Below are 20,776 nucleotides of genomic sequence, written 5' to 3'. Positions count from 1 at the left end.
ATTTTCGATTTTAGGTGAGCCCGTCGAGCGGCAGCCTGATGGGCGCGCCTCCAGCATGACCACGCAATTACGTCGGCGGGCTTTATGCGACGCTGGGCAAGCCTGGTGGCGATGCGCCGGACTTCCTGGATAGACCAGCGGATCAGATCCTGATGGTCGGCATCCGCGGTCTTTTTTGGGGCGTCGCGTCATTGGCGCGGTACCGGATCGCCGCCAGCATGGCGAAGGCGAGCATGACGAGGGTGACGTGGCGATGCCAGCCATGCCATGACCGGGTTTCGTTGTGATCGAGTCCGAGCTCGTTCTTGGCGGTCTCGAAGCTGTCTTCGATCGCCCAGCGATGGCCTTCAACGGAAACGAGCGTCTGGATGCCCGTCCCGGCCGGGCACCATGTCGTGAAGAATGCGAAATCACCGTCGCTGATATTGCGCCGGATCAGGAGGCCACGGGTCCAAAGTCCCGATTTCGTCTCGTTATATTCGTCGGCATCGTTCTGTCTCCTCAATGAAAGTAACCGGGGCCGCGCAGCCGCGCAGATTGGCGTGCTCCATGACGGCGGCGGGTTCGGTGGACTGCCCCGCGCGCTTTTGGGTGTAGATGAGCGAGGCGATCGTCTTGCAGGTCAGGCCGCCGATCTCGACGGCGCGCGCCGAAACGGTCTCGGCGCGCTCGCGGCTGATGTCGCGATAAAGGCGCAGGATACCCAGACATGTTCTGAAGCCCTGCTCAGGATGCGGCCGGCTGGCGAGGATGGCGGTGATAAGCCCTTCGGTTTGCGGTCCGATCGATGCGCCCCAGCGCCGGAAGCGATCCGGTGTCCATTCCGCATAGCTGCGGTGCGAGCTCGGCATGTGTGCGGGGTCCGTTCCATAGCGCTTGCCGCCATATCGGCGCTGATGCACAGCGATGCGTTCGCCGCGATGGAAGATCTCGATCATCCGTGCTGTCGCCCGGATATCGACCTGCTGACGGATGAGGCCGTGCGGCACGGAATAGAAGAAGCTTTGGAACTCGACATGGTAATCCGTCGAGACCCGCGCAAAGCGCCATTCGGCGAACTCGTAATCCTCGGCGGGCAGGCTTGCGAGCGCCGCGCGTTCGACCGCCTCGAAGAGCTGTCGGCGGCTGACGCCCAGCCGGCGCATGACATGATTGTTGATGCGCTCCAGCACGCCGGCGATCGCGGCATTGGCCTCGGCGAGCGAGAAGAACGTCTGTTTGCGCAGGCGCCCCAGAATGCAGCTTTGGGCGAAACGCACGCCGTTCTCGACCTTGGCCTTGGATAAAGCCGTCAACTGCAGCCCGTATGGGGACGACCGGCCTCACGGTCCGCATTACTCACCCATTCCACCCGCTTAAAGACCAGACCTTCGACATGATCAGCCGCAGCCCGCATTGGGGCGACGACCGGGTGATCTACCGGGCGGCGGACGGGACCTTGCCCACGATTGCCGCCGCAATGACGGACATGGAGCAGCCTGACGCATTCCGGCGCGTCGCGGCCGGGCGCGCGGCGTTCCGGACGGTCGACCTATTGGATTTGCTCACGCTGCTGGATCGGGTCTCTGCGCCGGTGGAGGGGGAGGATGCGTAAGGTTAAATACGCCGCTGGTGTAAGGCAAATTACGCCGCAACGCCTGCTCGGATACCGGAGCTATGCCCAGAATTGCAAGATTTGTCTCGGTCATCGTGAAGCGACCTTGTTTGACGTCTCAGAATGTAAGGCGTATTTATATTTACGAATCAATTTGGATGATGGTCATGGCGAAGCAAAAGCCAGCACGACGCGACCCAAAGGCCGAGGCCTTGGCCCGCGACGGCGCACTCAACCCCCACCCCGAGGCCGTGCGCGACACGCTGTTTGCAGGCAATCCCTTCTTCGATGCCAGGGACCTTGTGCAGGTCCGCTACGAGATGGTGCGCCGCCATCAGGCCGATCGCGTGCCGATCAGCGACGTCGCCAGCGCCTTCGGGGTCTCGCGGCCGACCTTCTACAAAGCTCAGAGCGCCTTGGCCGACCAGGGCCTCGCCGGGCTGGTGCCCCGGCAGCGGGGTCCAAAGGGCGGACACAAGATCTCTGCCGAGGTCCTCGCCTACATCGACCAACTCAGGACGACGAGGCCCGACCTCACCGTTCCGCAACGTGTAGACGCTATCGCCACACGCTTTGGCGTCAGGGTGCACCGGCGAAGTCTGGAGCGGGCCATGGCGCCCAAAAAAAAACCACTCGATCTGCCTTAACCGTCCGCGCGACCAGCCTCGTCGGCACATACGAACAACTGCGCACCGCGGTGCTCAGCGCCCGGCTGATCACCGGATCAGGACTCGTAACCCTGCGCCGTCAAGGCATGGTCGCCTGGATCAAGGCCGCAACGACAACACCCAACTTTACGCCGCCTTGCCCGGTACATCGCACCCCGTCGGCAGGCGCGATCGCCGCCAGCGAGCTCACCCTCATCCTTGCCAGCCTTGTTGTCACGCTAACCGCGGAGCCAGCACATGCCTGACCTCAAAGTCACCGCCGACCACCTTCGGCGCGACGCCTACCTCTACATCCGTCAGTCTACGCTGCGACAGGTCGCCGAGAACGGCGAGAGCACGCAGCGACAGTATGGGCTGCGTGATCGCGCCATTGCCGCCGGTTGGCCGGCCGAACGCGTCCACGTGATCGACTGCGACCTGGGCAAATCGGGATCCAGCGCCGTTGCCCGCGACGGCTTCCAGGAACTGGTCAGCGAGGTAGCCCTCGCCAAGGCCGGCGTCGTCATGGGGCTGGAGGTCTCGCGCCTGGCCCGCAACTCCGCCGACTGGCACCGGCTGCTTGAGCTGTGCGCCCTGACCAGCACCCTCATCCTCGATGAGGATGGCGTCTACGAACACACATCTTAATGCCCCAATTAGATTTGGGGATGATCAACGGATAACAGTTGCCGATCCGACGCACCCACTTTATGGGCGCGATTTCATTTTGGCGGGCAGACCGAGCGGCGCCGACCCCTATCGTCAGCTTCTTGTCGTTTACCGCGATGATGTTTTCCTGAAGATTCCGATCTCGGCCACCAATCTGTATCCATCGGCACCAGATCTGCCGTTAGCCAAGCTTTCAACTACGAGCGTTCGCGATTTTATTCGCCTTGTCTGCTCTGCAAAGGCGCAGGCGCCGCAAAGTTCCTTCGATATACCTGAGCATGATAGCCTGACGTCAGAAACCGAATCACCCCTATCGGACCCGCATGGTTCTCTGGAGGGCGAGCCATGATGTCGGATCTGATAACGACCCAGCATTTGTGCCGAAAAGCCGTGATTTACATCCGGCAATCGACACCACATCAGATGGTCAACAACCAGGAAAGCCTGCGGCTGCAATATGCATTGCATCAGCGTGCGGGAGATCTCGGCTGGGACGAAAACAATATCGAAGTGATCGACGCGGACCTTGGCCAGAGTGGAGCTGCGGCGGCTCACCGGGCCGGCTTCAAAGATCTCCTTGGACGCGTCACATTGGGTGAAGTTGGCATCGTTCTCTCGTATGAAGTGACACGGCTTGCCCGCAATTGTTCCGATTGGTACCCGCTCCTCGATTTATGCGGCTATCGGCAATGCCTCATCGGCGACCGCGACGGAATTTACGATCCGGGCTCGGCCAACGGGCGCTTGTTGCTTGGCCTGAAGGGTACGATCTCGGAAGTAGAATTGCACACGCTTCGTGGCCGCCTGACAGCCGGTTTGCTCAGCAAGGCTAAGCGGGGCGAGCTGGCATTGCTATTACCAGCCGGGTTGGAGCGGGACGCCAATGGTGTCGTGATGAAGGATTCAAACCAGGAAGTGCAGGACCGGATTGCCCTGATATTCTCTGCATTTTGGGAGTTGGGCACCGTCGGAAAAGTGATCCGTTCCTTGCGGGATCGTGCGCTCACCATACCGCGGCGAAATCGATTTGGCGACGTTATCTGGCGCGTCCCAACTGCCAGCATGCTTGCCGGGATGTTGAAGAACCCGGCCTATGCCGGCGCCTTTGTCTATGGCCGCACCCAGTCCTGTCACACCAGATATGCAAGTGGTAAGATCATCTCGCGACGCCGGCCAATGGCAGAGTGGAAAATCGTAGTGAAAGACCGTTATCCTGCTTATCTCGATTGGGAGCGTTACGAGCGGATCCAGACCATGCTGACTGACAATCATGCTGAATACCGACGAAACCAGACACGCGGTGCGCCGCGTGATGGCGCGGCGGTGTTGCAAGGCATTGTCTGGTGCGGGCGATGCGGCCATAAAATGGGCGTTGAATACAAGAACGGCAACCGTTACGTCTGCAACTTCCTGGCACGCAGCCAGGGCGGAGCCCTATGCCAGCATTTGCCAGCCGATCCCATCGACGCCCGCGTCGTTGAGGCCTTCTTCGCGGCGGCCAGTCCGGCTGAGTTGGCCGAGTTGATGCACGCCAAAGATGCTCGTCAGCAGGCAGACGAGGCTTTTGAGCGCGCTGAAGAGCAGCAGATCAAACGGCTGCGTTATCAAGCGCTGCTCGCAGAACGGCAATACGATCGGGTTGACCCAGACAATCGGCTGATCGCGGCAGAGTTGGAGCGCCGTTGGGAGAGGGCTCTGCGTGAGCTTCGTCAAGCGGAGGATGCACTTGAGCGCCATCGCGCGATGCAAAGTCAATCTGACGATCTGACGCCGACAGAACAGAATGATTTTATCGCTGCCAGTTCGCAACTTCCTGAATTTTGGCAGAGACCTGACATAGAGTGGGGACGCAAGAAAGCCTTAATACGCAGCTTGATCGACAAAGTGATCCTGCAACGGGTGGTCCGAGATCGGATTACGATCCGCATCGTTTGGCGAGGCGGTGAAGTTACCGAACGCGAGGTCGAGCCGAGAGTTCATGCCTTGAGCGCCCTGTCTCGCGGCGCCGAGATGGAGGTCCGGCTGCTCGAACTGGCTCATCAAGGGCTCGACGACACGGCAATAGCTGCCAGACTGACTAAGGAAGGTTTCCGCTCACCGCGCCGCAGCTACGTTCCTGTGCGCACCGTCCAGGTCGTCCGACAAGGCCATCGCGTATTGAGGCAGTCTACACCAGCCCGCTCTCACCACATTCCCGGGTGGCTATCGGTGTCTGAATTAGCGATGGCGGCGGACGTTTCTCGCTCCTGGATACGGCATCGAATCCGCAATGGCGTGATCAGTATCCACCAAAGCGCCACTCACAAACGCGTTCTGTTTCCAGATGCCGCTGCAACAATCGCCGCAATAAAAGAGCTCAAATCCGGCGTGCGGCAACACCTCGACTTTACTCAATCCGCTACCGAATGAGGGTATCAACATGATAGTTCGTACGACCCGGCCAGCTTCAACGACAGACTTCTTTGGGTTTGAAAGGAACGATGTCGGAAGCGGAGTTGCACTTCCTCAAGGCGCGCATGCGCGGCGGCCAACTCAACAAGGCAAGCCGCGGCGATCTGAAGATAGGCCCGCCCGTGGGCTTGGTCTACTTGCCCGATGGCACCCTCGCACTCGACCCGGACGCCGAGGTGCAGGCCGCGCTCCGCATGGTGTTCACCACCTTCGAGCGCCTGGGCAGCGCAACCAGAACCGTCAAGTTCTTCCTCGACGAAGGCACCCTGTTCCCGCGGCGACTGCGCAAGGGACTGCACAAAGGCGAACTCATGTGGGCGCCGCCACGGCACGCCCGCATCCTCTCCAGGTCCTGCATAATCCGAGATATGCCGGCGCCTTCGTCTACGGTCGAACGCGTGGACGGCCCCGGCCGGGCGGCGGCGTCTCGCAGATCAAGGTGGATATGGCTGACTGGCGGTTCGTCATGCCCGACCTGCATCCGGGCTATATCGACTGGGAGCGCTTCAAGGCCAACCAGGAGCGTCTCGCCACCAATGCGCAAGCCTACGGAATGCAGCGCCGCGCCGGGCCGGTCCGCGAAGGATCCGCCTTGCTCCAGGGCAGAGTTCTCTGCGGCCTTTGCGGCGGGCGCATGGGCGTCCATTACAGCCAGGAGCATGGTCAGCCTGTCCCGACCTATATCTGCCAGGAAACCGCCACCCGCCGTGGCGGCAAGGTCTGCCAGTCCGTGCCCGGCAAAGTCGTCGACCCGGCGGTGGGTGCATTGCTTGTCGAGCTGATGACGCCGATGACCCTTGAGGTCACCCTGGCGGTGCAGCGCGAGCTTGAGGCACGCGCCGCCGAGATGGACACGTTGCGCCGACAGCATATCGAGCGGACGCGTCATGACGCCGAGCTCGCCCGGCGCCGCTACATGAAGGTCGATCCCGACAATCGCCTCGTTGCCGACACTCTCGAGGCCGAGTGGAACGAGAAGCTGCGGCTCCACACCGACGTTGTCGAGGACTATGAACGACGCGCGCCCGAGGAAGCCGCCGCCCTCGACGCCGAGACGCAGCAACGCGTCCGCGATCTTGCCGAGCAGTTCCCGCGGATCTGGAGCGATGCCCGCATCGATGTCCGCGAGCGCAAGCGTATCCTGCGGCTGCTGGTCGCCGATGTCACCTTAATCAAGGCCGAGACGATTACCGCAAACGTGCGGCTCTCCGGCGGGGCGACCCGAACCTTGACGCTGGACCGGCCGCTGCCGATCTTCCAGATCCGTAAATCCAAGCCCGACTTGATCGCCGAGGTCGACCGCTTGCTCGACCGTTATTGCGATCGCGAGGTCGCCGACATCTTCAATGAACGCGGTCAGCGGACCTGGGACGGCAAGCCGTTCAATCTCAAGAAAATCGCTTTCATCCGCCGAACTTATAACCTGCCCGGTCGTCGCCAGCGCCTGCGCGATTGTGGTATGCTCACCACCCAGGAAGTGGCCGAACGCTTCGAGATCGCCGAGACCACCGTGCATCAATGGGGACGTCAGGGGCTCATCACCAAAGTCTACAGCGACAATCTCAGCCGGGGTCTGTGGGATATTCCTTCCCACCTCGAGATCATCAAAGGTCGCCCAGGCTGTAACGCTAATCCCGCCCGCCCTGCCTCCATTACCGTGCCATCAGCCGAACAGGACGCACTATGAAACCTTCGCCTTGTCCTTCGGCCGTCGCGGCCGTGCCGGAAGAACGCCGACGCCATAATGGGATGCCATCATGCCGTAGCTGCGATTGATCTCGGGATCGTAGAAGCTGGCGCGGCTGACACCCGACTTCAGATTGTCGGGGACGATCAGGCGGGGAACGCCATCAAAGAAACGAAACATCCTGACGTGTGAACCAATCCAATCAGGCAGTGTCTGGGTCCAGGTGGCTTCGGCATAGGTGAAGCTGGACGCTCCCAGCACTGCCACAAAGATCTCCGCCTCACGAATCTCGCCGGTGTCTCGATCAACGATCGGGATCTTCTTGCCGGAATAGTCGACGAAGCCCTTGTCGTCGGCGGCGTGTTCCTGGCGCATCGTCGGGGAAAGCCGCTGTTCGAAGCTGCGAAAGAGCTCGCAGAACCGACTAATATGTTCGGCATAACACTTTAGCCGTTATGTTGCGGCCAAATTTATGTTGCGGAAGCCCTTTTCTTTCTCAGGCGTCTGGCCGTCGTTGGGTCCTTGACGCAACATAACTTAATGGCTGGCTAGCAAGCCTTTTCCAATGGAGGTTTGCTATGGATAAGACGACTTCCGGCCACTCGTCGGGCCACCACAATGATGACGCGCCGTTTGCCGAAGAGCGGAATCGTTACCTTCGCCACTGCGCGGAACGCGGCGCCACTCCCTTTTCTCTCAGAACCAAGCGCAGCGAGCTGTTGTGGATTGCTACGCGTCTCGGCCCGGATGCCGCTTCGGAGGGCATCGACATCGAGGCCCTCCGACAGATCGCCATTGAGAGGCAACAAGCCCACGGAGCCGTCACCGCGGCGCGAAGACTGATCGATATCGGACGACCTTGGCTTCGATTTCTCGGTTGGTGGCGTGAACCGAGTGCCGGGTTCGAGTATCAGAGCCAACTCGATGAGTATGTGAGATGGATGCGCGATGAGCGCGGCTTCACACCATCGACGCTCGAGCAATGGACCCGTGTGATCGGTAGGTTCCTGCGCTGGTGCGACCAGACGAACCGGCAACTCGGGGATCTTCAGGCCGGGGACATCGACGCTTATTTCGTTACCCAGGCGACGGGACGATGGTCCCGCGTGTCGGTCGCCAACACCGCTTCGGCTCTGCGCGGATTTCTGCGCTACGCAGGAAAGCGGGGAATGTGCGCAGACAGCCTGGCCGGATCGATTTGCCGTCCCCGGCTCTACCGACAGGAGTCTCTGCCGTACGCCCCGGACTGGTCAGACGTGCAGCGCATGTTAGCCGATGCCGAGACCGACAAGCCGCGGGACATCCGCGATCGTGCAATCCTGCTGCTACTTGCGGTCTATGGAATGCGCAGCGGGGAAGTAGTGGCATTGCGCCTCGATCAGATCGACTGGGCCGGTCGGACGCTACGGCTTTTCCGTTTGAAGCGCCGCCAGCCGCAGATTTATCCGCTCGTCTCGTCTGTTGCTGAGGCGCTCGCCCACTACATCGACACGATACGGCCATCGTCGTCGTGCCCGGAAGTCTTCCTCTGCATGCAAGCGCCCCGTCGGCCGTTGAAGGCGGGGAGCATCTATGATGTCGCGAACCGCAGATTTGTCGCGCTTGGAATCGAAGCGGCCCATCGCGGCGGGCATGCGCTGCGCCATGCCTGCGCCTCCCGGCTTCTTGCCGAAGGTCTGTCGATAAAAGAGATCGGAGACCACCTGGGGCACCGTAGCGCGGCGACAACCAGTATCTACGCCAAGGTGAACTTGGCAGCTCTTCGCGAGGTTGGTGCATTCGACCTGGGAGCGCTGCAATGATGCTGACCGATGTCGTCGACGTTTATCTGGCCAAGCAGCGGTCATTAGGCATGCGTTTCGAGTCCGCCGAGGTGCTGCTGCGCAGGTTCTGCCGTGTGTTGGGCAATCCCGAGATCAGCGAGATTACCCCAGAGACGGTAGCCGCGTTTCTCCAAGGCAGCGGCTCGCTCAGCGCCGCCTGGATGCTGCGCTACAAAGTCCTGAGCGGCTTTTACCGGTTCGCCGTCAGCCGCGGCCATGCGACGTTCTCGCCGCTGCCGACAACAATCCCGAAGCTGCCGCCGCAACAGACCCCGTACGTCTACTCGACCGAAGAGCTACGTCGACTGGTGGACGCGACCTCGATCCTGAAGGTTGGGCACAGTCCTCAGGTGCCGGCAATTTATCGTACCCTTCTCCTGCTGCTTTACGGTACCGGTATGCGCATCGGCGAGGCGCTTCGCTTGGTCCTGCACGACGTGGATCTGACCGAGCAGATCATCACTGTCCGCGACACGAAGTTCTTCAAAACGCGTCTTGTGCCGATCGGACCAAAGCTCAACTGCGAGCTGGCTGCGCATATCGAACGCCGGCGCCTTCTCCCTTTGTCGCGCGGGCAAGAATCACCGTTGTTAACCACGCGCGATGGCCGGCCGTGGCACTACGTGCGGGTCATTTCCTGGTTCCAGCATGTCCGCCATGCCGCCGGAATCAGTTGTCCTGTCGGCGAGCTTCGGCCGCCACGACTGCACGATATTCGTCACACGGCAGCCGTGCACCGGGTGATTGCCTGGTATCGCTCCGGCCAAGACGTGCAGCGATTGCTCCCGCAACTCGCAACCTACCTTGGTCACATCGATATCCGTTCAACACAGCGCTATCTGCACATGACGCCGGATCTCCTCGATGCAGCCAGCCAGCGCTTTGCGCAATACGCAATGGGGGCCAACCATGAAGGATGAGAGCCTCCTTGGTCCGTGGATCCGTCGTTTCCTGTTGGAGCACCTGGTTGCCGAACGCAATCTTTCCCGCAACACCCAAGCCAGCTACCGCGACACGCTTACACTGCTGCTGCCGTTTGCAAGCAAGCAGGGAGGTCGTGCTATCGATCGTATGACGGTGGAAGAGCTGACGCCGGCAATCGTCCGCAAATTCCTGGACCATCTGCAACGTGATCGCCGATGCAGCGAAGCAACCCGTAACCAACGGCTTGCGACCATTCATTCACTGGCACGCTTCATCGGCATGCGTTCGCCCGTCAACCTGGCCTGGTGTTCCGAGATAAGGGCGATACCATTCAAGAAGACGGCAAAGGCCGCGATCGGCTATCTCGAAAAAGCTGAGATGGATGCGCTCCTCGGCCAACCCGACAGGCGTGTGAGTCTTGGAGTGCGCGACCATGCCCTGCTGCTATTCCTCTACAACACTGGTGCGCGCGCCGATGAGGCAGCAAAGTTGACGGTCGGCAATCTTCAGCTGTGCACGTCCCCGTCAGTGCGACTCCATGGCAAGGGAAACAAGGTCCGGATCTGCCCATTGTGGCCAACGACGGCGATATCGCTGGCTCGCCTCGTGACCGATCGGGATAGGAGCGATGCAGTCTTTCTGGGGCGGATGAAGGAACCTTTGACACGGTTCGGAATACACCGCGTCGTGACGCAATATGCCGCCATGGCGAGCAAAACCGTGCCGACCCTGGCGACGAAGCGCGTCAGCCCTCATACGATTCGGCACACGACAGCCGTCCACCTCCTGCGTGCCGGTGTCGATATCAACACCATCCGCGCTTGGCTCGGCCATGTGTCGTTGGACACCACGCACATCTACGCCGAGGTTGATCTGGAAATGAAGGCCAAGGCGTTGGCCAAGGTTGATATCAGCGGCTTGAAAGAGCCCCCACGGCAGCGATCTCTGCCGTCATTAATGGCATTCCTGAAAGCCCTGTAGCGAACTCCCTCGCCGTTCTTCTTATGTGGTGGCTTGGGCCAAGGAAATCACCGAGATCCTTGGCTCATCCCCCCGAGACGCAACATAAATTTGGCCGCAACATAACGGCTGTAGCCATATCCGTCGGGATGACTTCCTCGATACTCCTCCCACAAGATGAGGAGCGTGACGCCCGGCTTCTTGAGCTCCACGGCAAGATTGGCCCAGTTCGGCTCTGTGCGCCGCCGCGTGCCCTGTTTGACGCCATTGCGAGCGAAGAGTTTGTTCTCAAGCGCGTCATCGGTCAGCTCGCTTGGCAGGGGCCAGCTCAACCCGATTGCCGCTGCGCGCTGCAGATTATCCTGCACCGTACTGCGTGCTATTCCCAGCACGACCGCAATCTCGCGGGAGCTGGTCCCGCTTCCGGCAAGCCGAAGCATTTGTCTCAACTGTCTCATGGTCAGCCTTCTCTTTGCCGGCATCAAAATCTCCTCGTCCGTAGCGAGGTATTTGATGCCAAAGTTGCTGACCCAGGAGGTGATCTTCAGTGCCGAAAACTGGCCGGTCTTTGGTTGGAACGCTGGCCGGCTTCAAATCGGAATGCCGTCCGGATTTTGATCGGAATCCCGTCCGGTCATTCCCTGGAATCCGCAGTCATTGCCCAATTGCGTGCACAGGCCGTTGACCGCACCGTGGCGGGCCCCGGTGTCGTCGACGCTGATCCAACCGGCCGAAGCGAGCCCGGCCGTCAGAACCTGCCTCGCTTCGGCGACGAAGGCGTCGATCTTGCTGGTCAGGATCCGCACGACCTGGCGCTTGGAGATCGACACACCGAAGTCGCGCAGCAACCCGACGATCCGATCTATTTCGATTGACCCTGGTGATAAAGTGACAGCACCAGACGCCGAAGTTCCAAACCGAAGTGCCCGTCGACCCCGTCCGGCAGCGCAGCGACGACGATCCGGCCATCCGGCAGGCGCCCGCGGTCCCGATGATAGCGGACCACCCGCACCCCGATCGTCAGATCCTGCACCACGAAGCTTGTCCGCCCCAGAAACCGCGAGCCCGGTGGCGGCTCATAACAAAGACGGCGTTCTTCGGTGACGATCGCCCGGCTCGAGCACGCCGCTTGGGACCGTTGCCGGAGGCGAGCTCTGCTTGGACTGCTCCATCCCGCTTGGCTTCTGCTTCGGGCGCGGCGGTAGACCTTTTAGACGCCGAATCTCATCTTCAAAGCCGCCCCGGCGACGAAATGGCGCGGAAAACTCCAACCCGATTCGAGGGGCGTTTAGCGGAGGTAGACGAACGCGAACAGCAAAAGGCCACGGCACTTGCCCAACGCGTTAAGCGGCAGCGCTACGAAATCAAGTTCCTTCGGTTACAGCCGCAATCCCAAGGCCGTGCAAATTGGAGGCGGCTGCTGCACCCAAATGCGTCCAGCTAAGCAGCGAACTGCAGTTGGAAGGTTGCGGCCAGACCAGCACCGACTAGGTGGGCGCGAGTGGAGAAAAAAATATGAATGAAGCATGCAAGACAGTAAACGTCCTTATAGTCGACGATGATCTTGCGTTTATCAAAACAGTGGAACTGCACCTGCAGAGGTGCGATATGTCAACCACTGTGGCACATACGCACGCGAAAGCGTTGGAACTACGCGAAAAGCGAGAGCCGGACGTCATCATCGCCAGTTTGGATTTTGATCACAGTGGTGGCGCCGAAATCTTGCGCAATCTCCGCGACGGCGGGAGCATACCCATCGTCGTCACTGGGAACCACCGCAGCGAGAACGATATGTTGGCCTGGCTAGAAGCCGGTGCAGACGAGTATTTGAGTAAGCCGTTGTCAATGCTCGAGCTTTCGATGCGCATCAACGCCCTTGTCAGACGGCGTTTGGCCACCTCCGTGCAAAACCAGCCAAAGACAGAATCGGGAAGATGGTTGTTCGGCGGATGGGAGCTCCGCTTGAGGACTCGACAGCTCCGACACCCTTCGGGCAGGCCAGTACCGCTCACAAAGGGAGAATACACTCTTCTGGTTGCCTTCCTCGAGGCGGCCAATCAGCCATTGTCCCGAGAATACCTTCAACGGGCCACCCGCATTCACGAGGACATCTTCGATCGCAGCGTCGATGTTCAGGTTCTGCGCTTGCGCCGAAAGATCGAAGTGGATGCGCGTGCACCACAAATAATAAAGACCGCGCGGGGCATCGGTTATGTGTTCAGTATAGACGCCAAGCGGGCTTATACCAAGAGTCATGGGGTTTGACCCAGGGCAACGAACTTGGGTCAACGCGCTTTTTGGATTGCGGTTGATCTGATCCATAAGGCTCCCATGATTCGGAGCCGTGCCATGACCATTGCCGCCCTGGAAGGGTTTGAGAAGCCACGTGGCTCTGTCGCAAACCTTTCGGTAAGCGGGGCAGTCATGGAACGCTCCTCAGCTATGGAGGAGCACGTGATGTTCAAGGGCCGTCATTTCGACCAGTCGGTGATCCTCCTGTGCGTGCGCTGGTACTTGGCCTACAATCTGAGCCTGCGCGATCTGGAAGAGATGATGGCCGAACGCGGCTTGAAGGTCGACCACTCCACCGTGCATCGCTGGGTCGCTCACTTCTCGCCGCAGCTGCTGGAGCGCTTCAACCGGCGCAAGCGTGCGGTCGGCAGCAAGTGGCATATGGACGAGACGTACATCAAGGTCCGCGGCCAGTGGATGTATCTTTACCGCGCCATCGACAGCCTCGGCGACACCGTCGAATTCAAATTTCAGCGAAAACCGTGACCTGGTGGCGGCCAAACGCTTCCTCCGCAAGGCGCTGGCGCGCCATGGCCAGCCGGAGCGCATCGTCATCGACGGCAGCCAGACCAATCACGAGGCAATCCTTTCCTGCGACGCTGAAAGCCGCCTGCGGCAGCGATCGCGGCGACCACTGAAGCCGATCCGCATCCGCAAAAGCCGTATCCCCACGGTGACGGCCGCCTTGCTGAGGTAGGCTGAAGGCTGCAAGTCCTAGTGCAAGCACTAGGAGTAGCCCTGTGACGAAGCATCAGATCGAAGTGATCACGTCGGTCGAGCGGCGCCGGCGCTGGTCTCGGGAAGAGAAGGAGCGGCTGGTCGCTGCGACGTTCGAGCCTGGGGCCAGTGTTTCGGAGATCGCGCGATCGGCGAGCCTTCATGTGAGCCAGCTTTTCCGGTGGCGCAAGGAGCTCTGCCAGATCTCCGCGCCGTCCGTGCCGCAGCTTGTTCCCGTGGAGGTCGTCGAGGCGCAGCCAGCGCCGATCTCCCGACCGCGCAAGAAGAGCAGCATGGTGACGATCGAGCTTGGCGGTGCCCGTCGCCTGCGGATTGAGAGTGATATCGATACCGAGGCGCTCGGCCGGATTCTTGATGTGCTGGAGCGGCGATGATCCCGGTCCCGAGCGGTGTGAAGGTGTGGCTCGCCACTGGCTATACGGACATGGTTTCCCCGGCCTCGCATTGATGGTGCAGGAGACGTTGAAGCGCAATCCGCACAGCGGCCATTTGTTTTGTTTCCGCGGGCGTCGAGGAGGGCTGATCAAGGTGATCTGGCATGACGGCCAGGGTGCCTGCCTGTTTACGAACGATCTGCATTCATACTACGTCCCTTTCGTCTTCAGTTGAGAGTTTTTGCCTGGCTGGCATTTTGCCTTCGTGCGGCAGCGCGATCGACGAGCCGGTTCCATCGGCTGCATTGTTTTTGCGGTAGATCCGAAACGGGAAGTTCGTACAGGCAATAGTGCCCGTTGTAGGCGTGGCTGGTGATGAGGCCATGCTTGGCCCATCTGGTGACGGTGTGCTCGTGGATATTGAGACGCGCGGCCGCTTCCTGTTTTGTCAGCATTCCACGTTCCCGCAGACGGTCATAGCGAGAGCGCAGCTTGTATTGGTGAACGAGATAGGCAACTCGCAAGGCCGTGAAGCGGGCGTTGTGGCGACCGCGGCGTGCGGCCTCGCCCGGACGGTATCCTTTCTGGTTGAGCAGTTCTGCGATCTCGGAATAGATGTGGTCGTCGAGGAGTTTATCGACCAGTTCGACGATGCCGGGCTGCGTCTTGACCTGCTGGGCGGAAGATTTTGGGCTCAGGGTGGTGAGCGTCTGGATCTTGCCGCCTTTGAATCGCACGTGAACCTTGGTGGTTCCTTCCGCCGGTAGCTTGACGAGAGTGACATCCTCGATGATGTGGGCAAGCAGTCGCTTGCGTTCGCGGTTCGGGGTATCGGGATCCGCCCAGAGCTTGTTGAAATCCACCGTCATTGCGACCAGCCGCTCGCGGACAGCTTCATCAAGGATGAATTGATCGTGCTCCCGGGCACGCTCGCGATCTTCGCGGGCCTTGGCCAAAATACGGAGCTTCTCGTTCCATTCGCCTTCGAGCGTGTCGGCGACGAGACGATTATCGGGATCGACCAGCATGAAACGGCGCTGGGCGTGATCGGCCTCGATCTTGGCGCGCTCGACCGCGCGGCAGCGTAGCCGATCTGCTTCTTCATGCCGGGCTTGGATCTCCTTGCGGACGTCGAGTGCGCATTTCGCTGATCGTGGGCAGTGATTTCACGCGATCGTGGGCAGCAGAAGCCTGACCGACGGTTGCTATGAGTTCACTGGTTTTTAGTCGGCGTCAAGCGCTTGCTTGCCAGCTATTTTCCGCAAGCTTTCGCCGGTCATGTTGATGCGGTGAGCATTGTGAACGAGGCGGTCGAGGATGGCGTCGGCAAGGGTGGGATCGTCGCCGATGACTTCGTGCCACTGATCGACGGGCACTTGGCTTGTTACGATGGTGGAGGCCCGCCCGTTGCGGTCTTCAAGCATCTCCAGCAGATCGATGCGCTGGCTTTGAGTGAGCACCGAGATGCCCCAGTCGTCCAATATCAGCAGCTCGACGCGAGCGAGAGACTTGAGCATGCGGGCATGGCGACCGTCGCCACGAGCCAGCGCCATTGCCTCGAACAGGCGCGGGACACGTTGGTAGGAGACGGAGCGCCCGTCCCGGCAGGCTTTGTGGCCCAGGGTGCCGATTCCGACGAAGCCGCCCCTTTGTTCCGATATGATTGCGCCCCCGGATTCCGATATGATCTCGCCCCCTGGGGCTAGGGCTCTGCTGGCGTTGATTGTTGTCATTTCGTATGCGTCAGGTGTCAAGCTTTTTGCGGCTGCTTTCGCCGCAGGCTTTCGCCCGTCAGATCGATGCGATGAGCGTTGTGAACGAGGCGATCCAGGATGGCGTCGGCATAAGTCGGATTTCCGATGACGTCATGCCATGCTGACACGGGCAGTTGGCTGGTGATGATGGTGGAGCGGCGGCCGTAGCGATCCTCGAGGATTTCGAGGAGATCGTGCCGGGCCTGATCGTCGAGTGGTTCAAGGCCCCAATCATCAAGGATCAGCAATTGGACGCGGGCGAGCGTGCGTTGCAGGCGTGCGTAGCGACCATCGCCTCTGGCGAGCGCCAGGTTGGCGAACAGGCGTGGGACACGCTGATAGAGAACGGACCGGTCGTCCCGGCAGGCCTTATGCCCGAGCGCGCAGGCCAACCAACTCTTGCCAACCCCTGATGGGCCGCAGATGGCCAGATTGTCGTGGGCATCGATCCAGTCGCCCGCGATGAGCTTGAGGAACAAGGCTCGATCGAGGCCACGCTCACCGCGATAGTCCACATCCTCAGGGGCGGCCTGATGGCGCAGCTTGGCAAAGCGCAGGCGGGCGCCGAGTTTGCGATCGTAGCGCCAGCTCCATTCCCGGTCGAGCAACAGCGCCAGCCATTCGCCATGCGATAGCTGTTCGGCCTCGGCATTGGCGGCCAGTTCATTGAATGCCTTGGCCATTCCGGTCAGGCCCATGGCGTTGAGCCGGTCGAGGGTGGGATGTGCAAGCATGTCATTCTCCTTCAGTGGTAATAGCGGGAACCGCGGATATTGGGGTGGTCGATGGGCTCGCGAGCCGTCGCCTGGCGCGACGATGCCCGGTCGAGGTGATTGTCGAGGATTGAGCGGACTGAGCCATAAGTCCTGGCGTTGATCTCCAGCGCCCGGCCGCAGGCGGCGTTGACGCGCTCGCGACCGAAGCCCTTGACGAGCCGGATGACGCCAAGACAGGCGCGGAAGCCTTGTTCGGGATGCGGCCGATCCGCCAGTATCTTCTGGCACAGCAAGGCCGCATCCGGGCCGATCGCGGAAGCTTCCCGGTTGATCCTCTCGATCGTCCAGTCGGCAAAGCGGCGGTGCGATGAAGGCATGTGATCCGACACCGTCGTGTGCCGTCCATTGCCGCTGGAGCGCAGATGGGCGGCGATCCTCTCGCCCTTGCGGAACAGCTCGATGGTGGTCGCCGTGATGCGCGCCTCGACCTGCTCCCGCGCAAAGCGGTATGGCACCGAGTAATAGTGCCGGTCGATCTCGACATGGTAGTCGAGGCCGGCGCGCCGAATGCGCCATTCAGCAAAGACGTAACGCTCAGCCGGCAGCGGCTTGAGTGTGGGCCGGTCGATCTCGTCGAACAGTTGTCGCCGCGTGCAGCCGACACGGCGTAGCACGCGGCGATCGTTCAGATCGGCAAGCAACTCGCCGATCGCCGCGTTGACCTCGGCCAGGCTGTAAAAGACACGATGGCGCAGGCGGCCGAGAAGCCAGCGCTCGACAATCCGCACCGCCGCCTCGACCTTGGCTTTCTTTCAAGTCCAGGACTGCAGTTCGTGCTGACACTCGAGCGCGTATAGAGTTCGAGATCACGCACCCGTTCCATCCATGGCGCGGCCAGCGCTTCGTGCTGTCGACCCGCAAGCAGAACTGGGGCGAGGACCGCGTCATGTTCTACGACGCGGCGGGACGACTTCGCTCGCTGCTTGCGTCATGGACGGACGTCGCTGAACCCGATGTTTTCATTCAGGTCGCGGCCGGTCGGTCGTTCGTGCGTCCATGTGATCTGGCAACCCTGGCGGCGTTGATCGGGCAAATCGAGCGCAGCCATGGCGGCTGAACACGTGTCAGGCAATTTATGCCGCATGTGTCAACCTAATTATGCCGCCGCATGCCGGATTCACCGCCGTTCCAGTCGCCGGTTTTACTCGCATTGTCCGGGTTGGACCGGTATGGCAGCTGCCTCCATTAGATTGACACCCTCTCTATCGAGGCGTAATTTTATTTACACATAAGCAAGGGGATATACCATGCCCAACCAGACCAAACGCGATCGACTGCGCCAGCTCGGAGCGCTCAACACGCGCCCCGAAGCCGTCCGCGCCCCCTGGTTTCGTGAATCCAGCTTCTTCGATCCTCTCGATCTCGTGCAGGTGAAGTACGAGGTGCTGCGTCACGTCCATGAGGATGGCGTCAACAAAGCCGATGCCGCCGCGCTTTTCGGTCTGTCGCGGCCCACCTACTATCAGGCCGAGGCCGCGTTTGAACGCGAGGGCATTGCCGGCCTGCTGCCGCGCACGCGTGGACCAAAGTCGGCCCACAAGCTCACCGACGAAGTTATGCAGCTCATCGAGCAGAACCAGCACACGGGTGCTCCGCTGCAGGCGCGATCCCTGGCGCAGCTGCTGCATTCGACACTCGGTATCAGCGTCCATCCCCGCAGCATCGAACGCGCGATGGCCCGTAAAAAAAACGGTGAACCCCATGCGCGCACCCCGATGCTGCCGCACGGCTGCAAGGATTTCTATGAGACGCTGCGCGCCGCCGTCCTATGCGGTCAGGCCTGCGTCAAGGACATGGGCGCCATCGTTTTTCATGGCTTTTGGCAAGGGCTGGCGGTGCTGATCGCGGCCCCTCAGCCTTCCCCGTCGATGCATCGGCGGCCCGAACCGCCGCCCACGGCTTCGGCGGCCGTGCACGATCGCCAGCTCGTGCACATGCTCGCCAACATGGTGCTGGCAGCAGAGACGCGAGGCAATCATGTCTACTGACATCGCCATGAAGGTTGGCGCCGACCATCTGCGGCGTGATGCATTCCTCTACGTGCGTCAGTCCTCTCTCCGTCAGGTGTTCGAGAACACCGAGAGCACCAAGCGGCAATACGCCCTGCGCGATCGCGCAGTGGCGCTGGGCTGGCCGATCGAACGTGTCCACGTCATCGATAGCGACCTCGGCCTCTCCGGCGCGCAGTCGCACGACCGCGACGGCTTCCAGCACCTGGTGAGTGAAGTGGCGATGGGGCATGCAGGGATCGTGCTGGGGCTGGAAGTGTCGCGCCTGGCACGCAACAATGCCGACTGGCACCGTCTCCTTGAGCTGGCCGCCCTGTCGCGCACGCTCATCATGGACGAGGACGGCGTCTACGATCCGGCCTATTTCAACGATCGCATGCTGCTCGGGCTGAAGGGCACGATGAGCGAGGCCGAACTGCACATCCTCAAGTCTCGGCTGCAAGGCGGCATTCTCAACAAGGCGCGCCGCGGCGAGCTCGAGATGCCGTTGCCGATCGGACTGGTCTACACCCCTGACGCGCGGGTCGTGCTCGATCCCGACCGACAGATCCAGAACACGGTGCGGCTCCTGTTCGATACCTTCCGCGAGACCGGCTCGGCCTGCGCCGTCGTGCGCCGCCTGCGCGGCGAGAAGATCCTCTTTCCCCGGCGTATCCGTCGCGGCATCGGCAAGGGCGACGTCCTGTGGAGCGAGATAGACCATTCCCGCGTGCTCCAGATTCTGCACAACCCGCGATATGCCGGCGCATTCGCCTATGGGCGCACGCGCACCGCCTACAATGCCAAGCTCAAGTCCGTGCAGCTGCGCGTGGCGAGATCCGATTGGCAGGTGCTTATACCCGAAGCCCACGAGGGCTACATTTCCTGGGCCGAGTACGAGCGCAATCAGACTACCCTGGAACAGAACGCCACCGGCTTTTCACCCGGCCTGCGTGGACGCATGCCTCGCCAGGGCAGCGGTCTGTTGCAGGGACGGCTGCTGTGCGGTCGCTGCGGTGCACGTATGCGCGTCCATTACGAGCCATTCGAGGGGCGGCTGCGCCCGTATTATGTCTGCAACGAAGCCGTCGTGCGGCACGCCGGCAAACATTGCCAATGGGTGCGCGGCGCTCCAGTCGACGACGCGGTGAGCGCGCTCCTGCTGGAGGCGATGGCGCCGGCAGCGATCGACGTCGCGCTTGCCGTGCAGCAGGAGATCACCCAGCGCGTGGAGCAGGCCGCGGCCCTGCGCGGCACGCAGCTGCAACGCGCCCGCTACGAGGCTGAACTGGCCCGCCGGCGCTACCTGAAGGTCGATCCGGATAACCGCCTGGTCGCCGACGCGCTGGAAGCCGACTGGAACGCACGGCTGTGCGACCTCGACGCACTCCAGCGCGAGCACGAGCGCCAGAACGAAGCCGACCGCTCGCTGCTGGATGAGCCAGCGCAGAAGCGCATCAGGGCGCTGGCCGCCGATTTCCCGCGCATCTGGAACGACGAGCGCACCGGTGCCGTCGAACGCAAGCGCATGCTCGGCCTTCTCATCGAAGATGTGACGCTGCTCGTCGACGAGCAGGTCAACATCCATATCCGCTGGCGCGGCGGGCGCACGCAGAGCCTGTCCGTGACCAGACCGCGGCCCATGTCAGTGATACGCAAGACGCCGGCACAGATCGTTGCGTTGATGAATGAGCTGCTAGAGACCGCCAACGACCAGCAGATCGCCGCCCGCCTCAATGAACTCGGGCATCGCAACTGGTGCGGCGAACCCTTCACCCTGAAGAAGGTCATGCTCGTGCGCCGCACCTATGGATTGAAGAACCGGTACGAACGGCTGCGGGAGAGCGGCATGCTGACCGGCGAGGAAGTAGCCCAGCAGCTCGGCGTGTGCGCCTCGACCGTTCACCAACTCGGGCGAAAGGGCATTCTCAAGCGCCATCGATACGCAACCAACCATCGATACTTATACGAACCGCCGGGCAACGTCAGACTCGAAAAAGGCGCCGGCAGTCGATATGGTGGTCGTCCGCCCAGATTAATTGTCGCTCAACAACTCCAACAAGGTGCATCGTGATGCCTGCTCCTTCTTTCAAGTCCAG

19 protein-coding genes and 7 pseudogenes are annotated in these 20,776 nt (G+C 61.2%); 16 read left to right on the top strand and 10 right to left on the bottom strand.

The features are described from left to right. Nucleotides 1-142: 142 nt before the first annotated feature. Together RPG13_RS33810 and RPG13_RS33805 are read right to left on the bottom strand one after the other, a co-directional pair. A pseudogene (locus RPG13_RS33810) lies at nt 143-490 on the bottom strand (IS701 family transposase); the annotation flags it as partial. Beyond that, entirely contained in the window at nt 474-1,145 is a 672-nt protein-coding gene (locus tag RPG13_RS33805) for a Mu transposase domain-containing protein (RefSeq protein ID WP_442921406.1), read from the bottom strand. The pseudogene RPG13_RS33810 and the gene RPG13_RS33805, both read right to left, overlap by 17 nt. A 161-nt stretch (nt 1,146-1,306) precedes the next feature. On the opposite strand from RPG13_RS33805, the gene RPG13_RS33800 reads away from it, so the two are divergent. From RPG13_RS33800 to RPG13_RS33775, 6 genes and pseudogenes are all read left to right on the top strand, one after another. Beyond that, nucleotides 1,307-1,594: a DUF5372 family protein gene (locus tag RPG13_RS33800; RefSeq protein WP_128178321.1), complete on the top strand. Its 288-nt coding sequence runs from the start codon at nt 1,307-1,309 to the stop codon at nt 1,592-1,594. A 167-nt stretch (nt 1,595-1,761) separates the two neighbouring features. Then, the gene (locus RPG13_RS33795; protein ID WP_128178319.1) at nt 1,762-2,241 is read left to right on the top strand and encodes a helix-turn-helix domain-containing protein; all 480 of its coding nucleotides are present in this window, start codon (nt 1,762-1,764) and stop codon (nt 2,239-2,241) included. Nucleotides 2,242-2,499: 258 nt separating this feature from the next. Beyond that, nucleotides 2,500-2,886 (top strand): annotated as a pseudogene (locus tag RPG13_RS33790) (recombinase family protein); the annotation flags it as partial. Between the two features lie 82 nt (nt 2,887-2,968). Further along, nucleotides 2,969-3,259 (top strand): hypothetical protein, encoded by a 291-nt coding sequence (locus RPG13_RS33785; RefSeq protein WP_128178335.1) that lies wholly within the window; start codon nt 2,969-2,971, stop codon nt 3,257-3,259. Further along, a complete protein-coding gene (locus RPG13_RS33780; RefSeq protein ID WP_095488790.1) occupies nt 3,256-5,319 on the top strand; it encodes a recombinase family protein in 2,064 nt (687 codons plus the stop codon). Before RPG13_RS33785 ends, RPG13_RS33780 begins: the two co-directional genes overlap by 4 nt. Before the next feature lie 355 nt (nt 5,320-5,674). Continuing rightward, nucleotides 5,675-7,048, top strand: coding sequence for a recombinase family protein (locus tag RPG13_RS33775; protein WP_287181813.1), 1,374 nt, complete (start codon nt 5,675-5,677; stop codon nt 7,046-7,048). Here the strand turns inward: RPG13_RS33775 and RPG13_RS33770 are convergent. Beyond that, nucleotides 7,049-7,474, bottom strand: a pseudogene (locus RPG13_RS33770) (DDE-type integrase/transposase/recombinase); the annotation flags it as partial. 152 nt (nt 7,475-7,626) lie between these two features. Here RPG13_RS33770 and RPG13_RS33765 point away from each other — a divergent pair. The 3 genes from RPG13_RS33765 to RPG13_RS33755 are packed head-to-tail and all read left to right on the top strand — an operon-like array spanning nt 7,627 to nt 10,776. After that, nucleotides 7,627-8,850, top strand: a complete 1,224-nt coding sequence (locus RPG13_RS33765) for a tyrosine-type recombinase/integrase (RefSeq protein WP_337127113.1) — start codon at nt 7,627-7,629, stop codon at nt 8,848-8,850. Further along, nucleotides 8,847-9,791 (top strand): tyrosine-type recombinase/integrase, encoded by a 945-nt coding sequence (locus tag RPG13_RS33760; RefSeq protein WP_287307412.1) that lies wholly within the window; start codon nt 8,847-8,849, stop codon nt 9,789-9,791. Before RPG13_RS33765 ends, RPG13_RS33760 begins: the two co-directional genes overlap by 4 nt. After that, nucleotides 9,781-10,776, top strand: coding sequence for a tyrosine-type recombinase/integrase (locus RPG13_RS33755; protein WP_337127112.1), 996 nt, complete (start codon nt 9,781-9,783; stop codon nt 10,774-10,776). The genes RPG13_RS33760 and RPG13_RS33755 overlap by 11 nt, the downstream gene beginning before the upstream one ends. A gap of 47 nt (nt 10,777-10,823) precedes the next feature. On the opposite strand, the gene RPG13_RS33750 is transcribed toward RPG13_RS33755, so the two are convergent. The 3 genes from RPG13_RS33750 to RPG13_RS33740 form a co-directional block, all read right to left on the bottom strand. Then, nucleotides 10,824-11,237 carry a hypothetical protein gene (locus RPG13_RS33750; RefSeq protein ID WP_337127111.1) on the bottom strand — a complete coding sequence of 138 codons (414 nt, stop codon included), beginning with the start codon at nt 11,235-11,237 and terminating at the stop codon, nt 10,824-10,826. A gap of 108 nt (nt 11,238-11,345) precedes the next feature. Further along, nucleotides 11,346-11,603: a hypothetical protein gene (locus RPG13_RS33745; protein ID WP_095488789.1), complete on the bottom strand. Its 258-nt coding sequence runs from the start codon at nt 11,601-11,603 to the stop codon at nt 11,346-11,348. A 14-nt stretch (nt 11,604-11,617) separates the two neighbouring features. After that, nucleotides 11,618-11,791: a hypothetical protein gene (locus RPG13_RS33740; protein WP_158302689.1), complete on the bottom strand. Its 174-nt coding sequence runs from the start codon at nt 11,789-11,791 to the stop codon at nt 11,618-11,620. 479 nt (nt 11,792-12,270) lie between these two features. Here RPG13_RS33740 and RPG13_RS33735 point away from each other — a divergent pair, with 479 nt between their 5' ends. The 4 genes and pseudogenes from RPG13_RS33735 to tnpB form a co-directional block, all read left to right on the top strand. After that, complete coding sequence (locus RPG13_RS33735; RefSeq protein WP_095488788.1) at nt 12,271-13,020, top strand: response regulator transcription factor; 750 nt, start codon at nt 12,271-12,273, stop codon at nt 13,018-13,020. Nucleotides 13,021-13,212: 192 nt separating this feature from the next. Continuing rightward, a pseudogene (locus tag RPG13_RS33730) lies at nt 13,213-13,711 on the top strand (IS6 family transposase); the annotation flags it as partial. Nucleotides 13,712-13,787: 76 nt separating this feature from the next. Further along, a complete protein-coding gene (gene tnpA / locus RPG13_RS33725) occupies nt 13,788-14,159 on the top strand; it encodes an IS66-like element accessory protein TnpA (RefSeq protein ID WP_128310051.1) in 372 nt (123 codons plus the stop codon). Further along, nucleotides 14,156-14,361, top strand: a pseudogene (gene tnpB / locus RPG13_RS33720) (IS66 family insertion sequence element accessory protein TnpB); the annotation flags it as partial. The gene tnpA and the pseudogene tnpB, both read left to right, overlap by 4 nt. A 25-nt stretch (nt 14,362-14,386) precedes the next feature. Here the strand turns inward: tnpB and RPG13_RS33715 are convergent. The 4 genes and pseudogenes from RPG13_RS33715 to RPG13_RS33700 all read right to left on the bottom strand — a co-directional run. Further along, the gene (locus RPG13_RS33715) at nt 14,387-15,187 is read right to left on the bottom strand and encodes a helix-turn-helix domain-containing protein (protein WP_245330060.1); all 801 of its coding nucleotides are present in this window, start codon (nt 15,185-15,187) and stop codon (nt 14,387-14,389) included. 195 nt (nt 15,188-15,382) lie between these two features. Next, nucleotides 15,383-15,781 (bottom strand): annotated as a pseudogene (locus RPG13_RS33710) (ATP-binding protein); the annotation flags it as partial. Nucleotides 15,782-15,909: 128 nt separating this feature from the next. Beyond that, nucleotides 15,910-16,647: an IS21-like element helper ATPase IstB gene (gene istB / locus RPG13_RS33705; RefSeq protein WP_128178331.1), complete on the bottom strand. Its 738-nt coding sequence runs from the start codon at nt 16,645-16,647 to the stop codon at nt 15,910-15,912. 11 nt (nt 16,648-16,658) lie between these two features. Further along, nucleotides 16,659-17,438: pseudogene (locus tag RPG13_RS33700) on the bottom strand (Mu transposase domain-containing protein); the annotation flags it as partial. Between the two features lie 95 nt (nt 17,439-17,533). Here RPG13_RS33700 and RPG13_RS33695 point away from each other — a divergent pair. From RPG13_RS33695 to RPG13_RS33685, 3 genes are all read left to right on the top strand, one after another. After that, a complete protein-coding gene (locus tag RPG13_RS33695; RefSeq protein ID WP_337127110.1) occupies nt 17,534-17,746 on the top strand; it encodes a DUF5372 family protein in 213 nt (70 codons plus the stop codon). Nucleotides 17,747-17,936: 190 nt separating this feature from the next. Then, the gene (locus RPG13_RS33690) at nt 17,937-18,677 is read left to right on the top strand and encodes a helix-turn-helix domain-containing protein (RefSeq protein ID WP_337127109.1); all 741 of its coding nucleotides are present in this window, start codon (nt 17,937-17,939) and stop codon (nt 18,675-18,677) included. Continuing rightward, nucleotides 18,667-20,751: a recombinase family protein gene (locus RPG13_RS33685; protein ID WP_337127108.1), complete on the top strand. Its 2,085-nt coding sequence runs from the start codon at nt 18,667-18,669 to the stop codon at nt 20,749-20,751. The genes RPG13_RS33690 and RPG13_RS33685 overlap by 11 nt, the downstream gene beginning before the upstream one ends. The last annotated feature ends 25 nt before the right edge of the window (nt 20,752-20,776 follow it).

Source organism: Mesorhizobium sp. ISC15, assembly GCF_037162615.1.
Classification (GTDB): domain Bacteria; phylum Pseudomonadota; class Alphaproteobacteria; order Rhizobiales; family Rhizobiaceae; genus Mesorhizobium; species Mesorhizobium mediterraneum.
Note: the sequence above shows the minus strand (reverse complement) of the source record. Positions and strands in the feature narration are given on the sequence as shown.

Excerpts from the sequence above, each read along its gene's own strand:
- RPG13_RS33805 (WP_442921406.1), bottom strand. The coding sequence starts at position 1,145 with ATGCGCCGGCTGGGCGTCAGCCGCCGACAGCTCTTCGAGGCGGTCGAA.
- RPG13_RS33800 (WP_128178321.1), top strand. The coding sequence starts at position 1,307 with ATGGGGACGACCGGCCTCACGGTCCGCATTACTCACCCATTCCACCCG.
- RPG13_RS33795 (WP_128178319.1), top strand. The coding sequence starts at position 1,762 with ATGGCGAAGCAAAAGCCAGCACGACGCGACCCAAAGGCCGAGGCCTTG.
- RPG13_RS33780 (WP_095488790.1), top strand. The coding sequence starts at position 3,256 with ATGATGTCGGATCTGATAACGACCCAGCATTTGTGCCGAAAAGCCGTG.
- RPG13_RS33765 (WP_337127113.1), top strand. The coding sequence starts at position 7,627 with ATGGATAAGACGACTTCCGGCCACTCGTCGGGCCACCACAATGATGAC.
- RPG13_RS33760 (WP_287307412.1), top strand. The coding sequence starts at position 8,847 with ATGATGCTGACCGATGTCGTCGACGTTTATCTGGCCAAGCAGCGGTCA.
- RPG13_RS33755 (WP_337127112.1), top strand. The coding sequence starts at position 9,781 with ATGAAGGATGAGAGCCTCCTTGGTCCGTGGATCCGTCGTTTCCTGTTG.
- RPG13_RS33750 (WP_337127111.1), bottom strand. The coding sequence starts at position 11,237 with ATGCCGGCAAAGAGAAGGCTGACCATGAGACAGTTGAGACAAATGCTT.
- RPG13_RS33735 (WP_095488788.1), top strand. The coding sequence starts at position 12,271 with ATGAATGAAGCATGCAAGACAGTAAACGTCCTTATAGTCGACGATGAT.
- RPG13_RS33715 (WP_245330060.1), bottom strand. The coding sequence starts at position 15,187 with ATGCTGGTCGATCCCGATAATCGTCTCGTCGCCGACACGCTCGAAGGC.
- istB (WP_128178331.1), bottom strand. The coding sequence starts at position 16,647 with ATGCTTGCACATCCCACCCTCGACCGGCTCAACGCCATGGGCCTGACC.
- RPG13_RS33690 (WP_337127109.1), top strand. The coding sequence starts at position 17,937 with ATGCCCAACCAGACCAAACGCGATCGACTGCGCCAGCTCGGAGCGCTC.
- RPG13_RS33685 (WP_337127108.1), top strand. The coding sequence starts at position 18,667 with ATGTCTACTGACATCGCCATGAAGGTTGGCGCCGACCATCTGCGGCGT.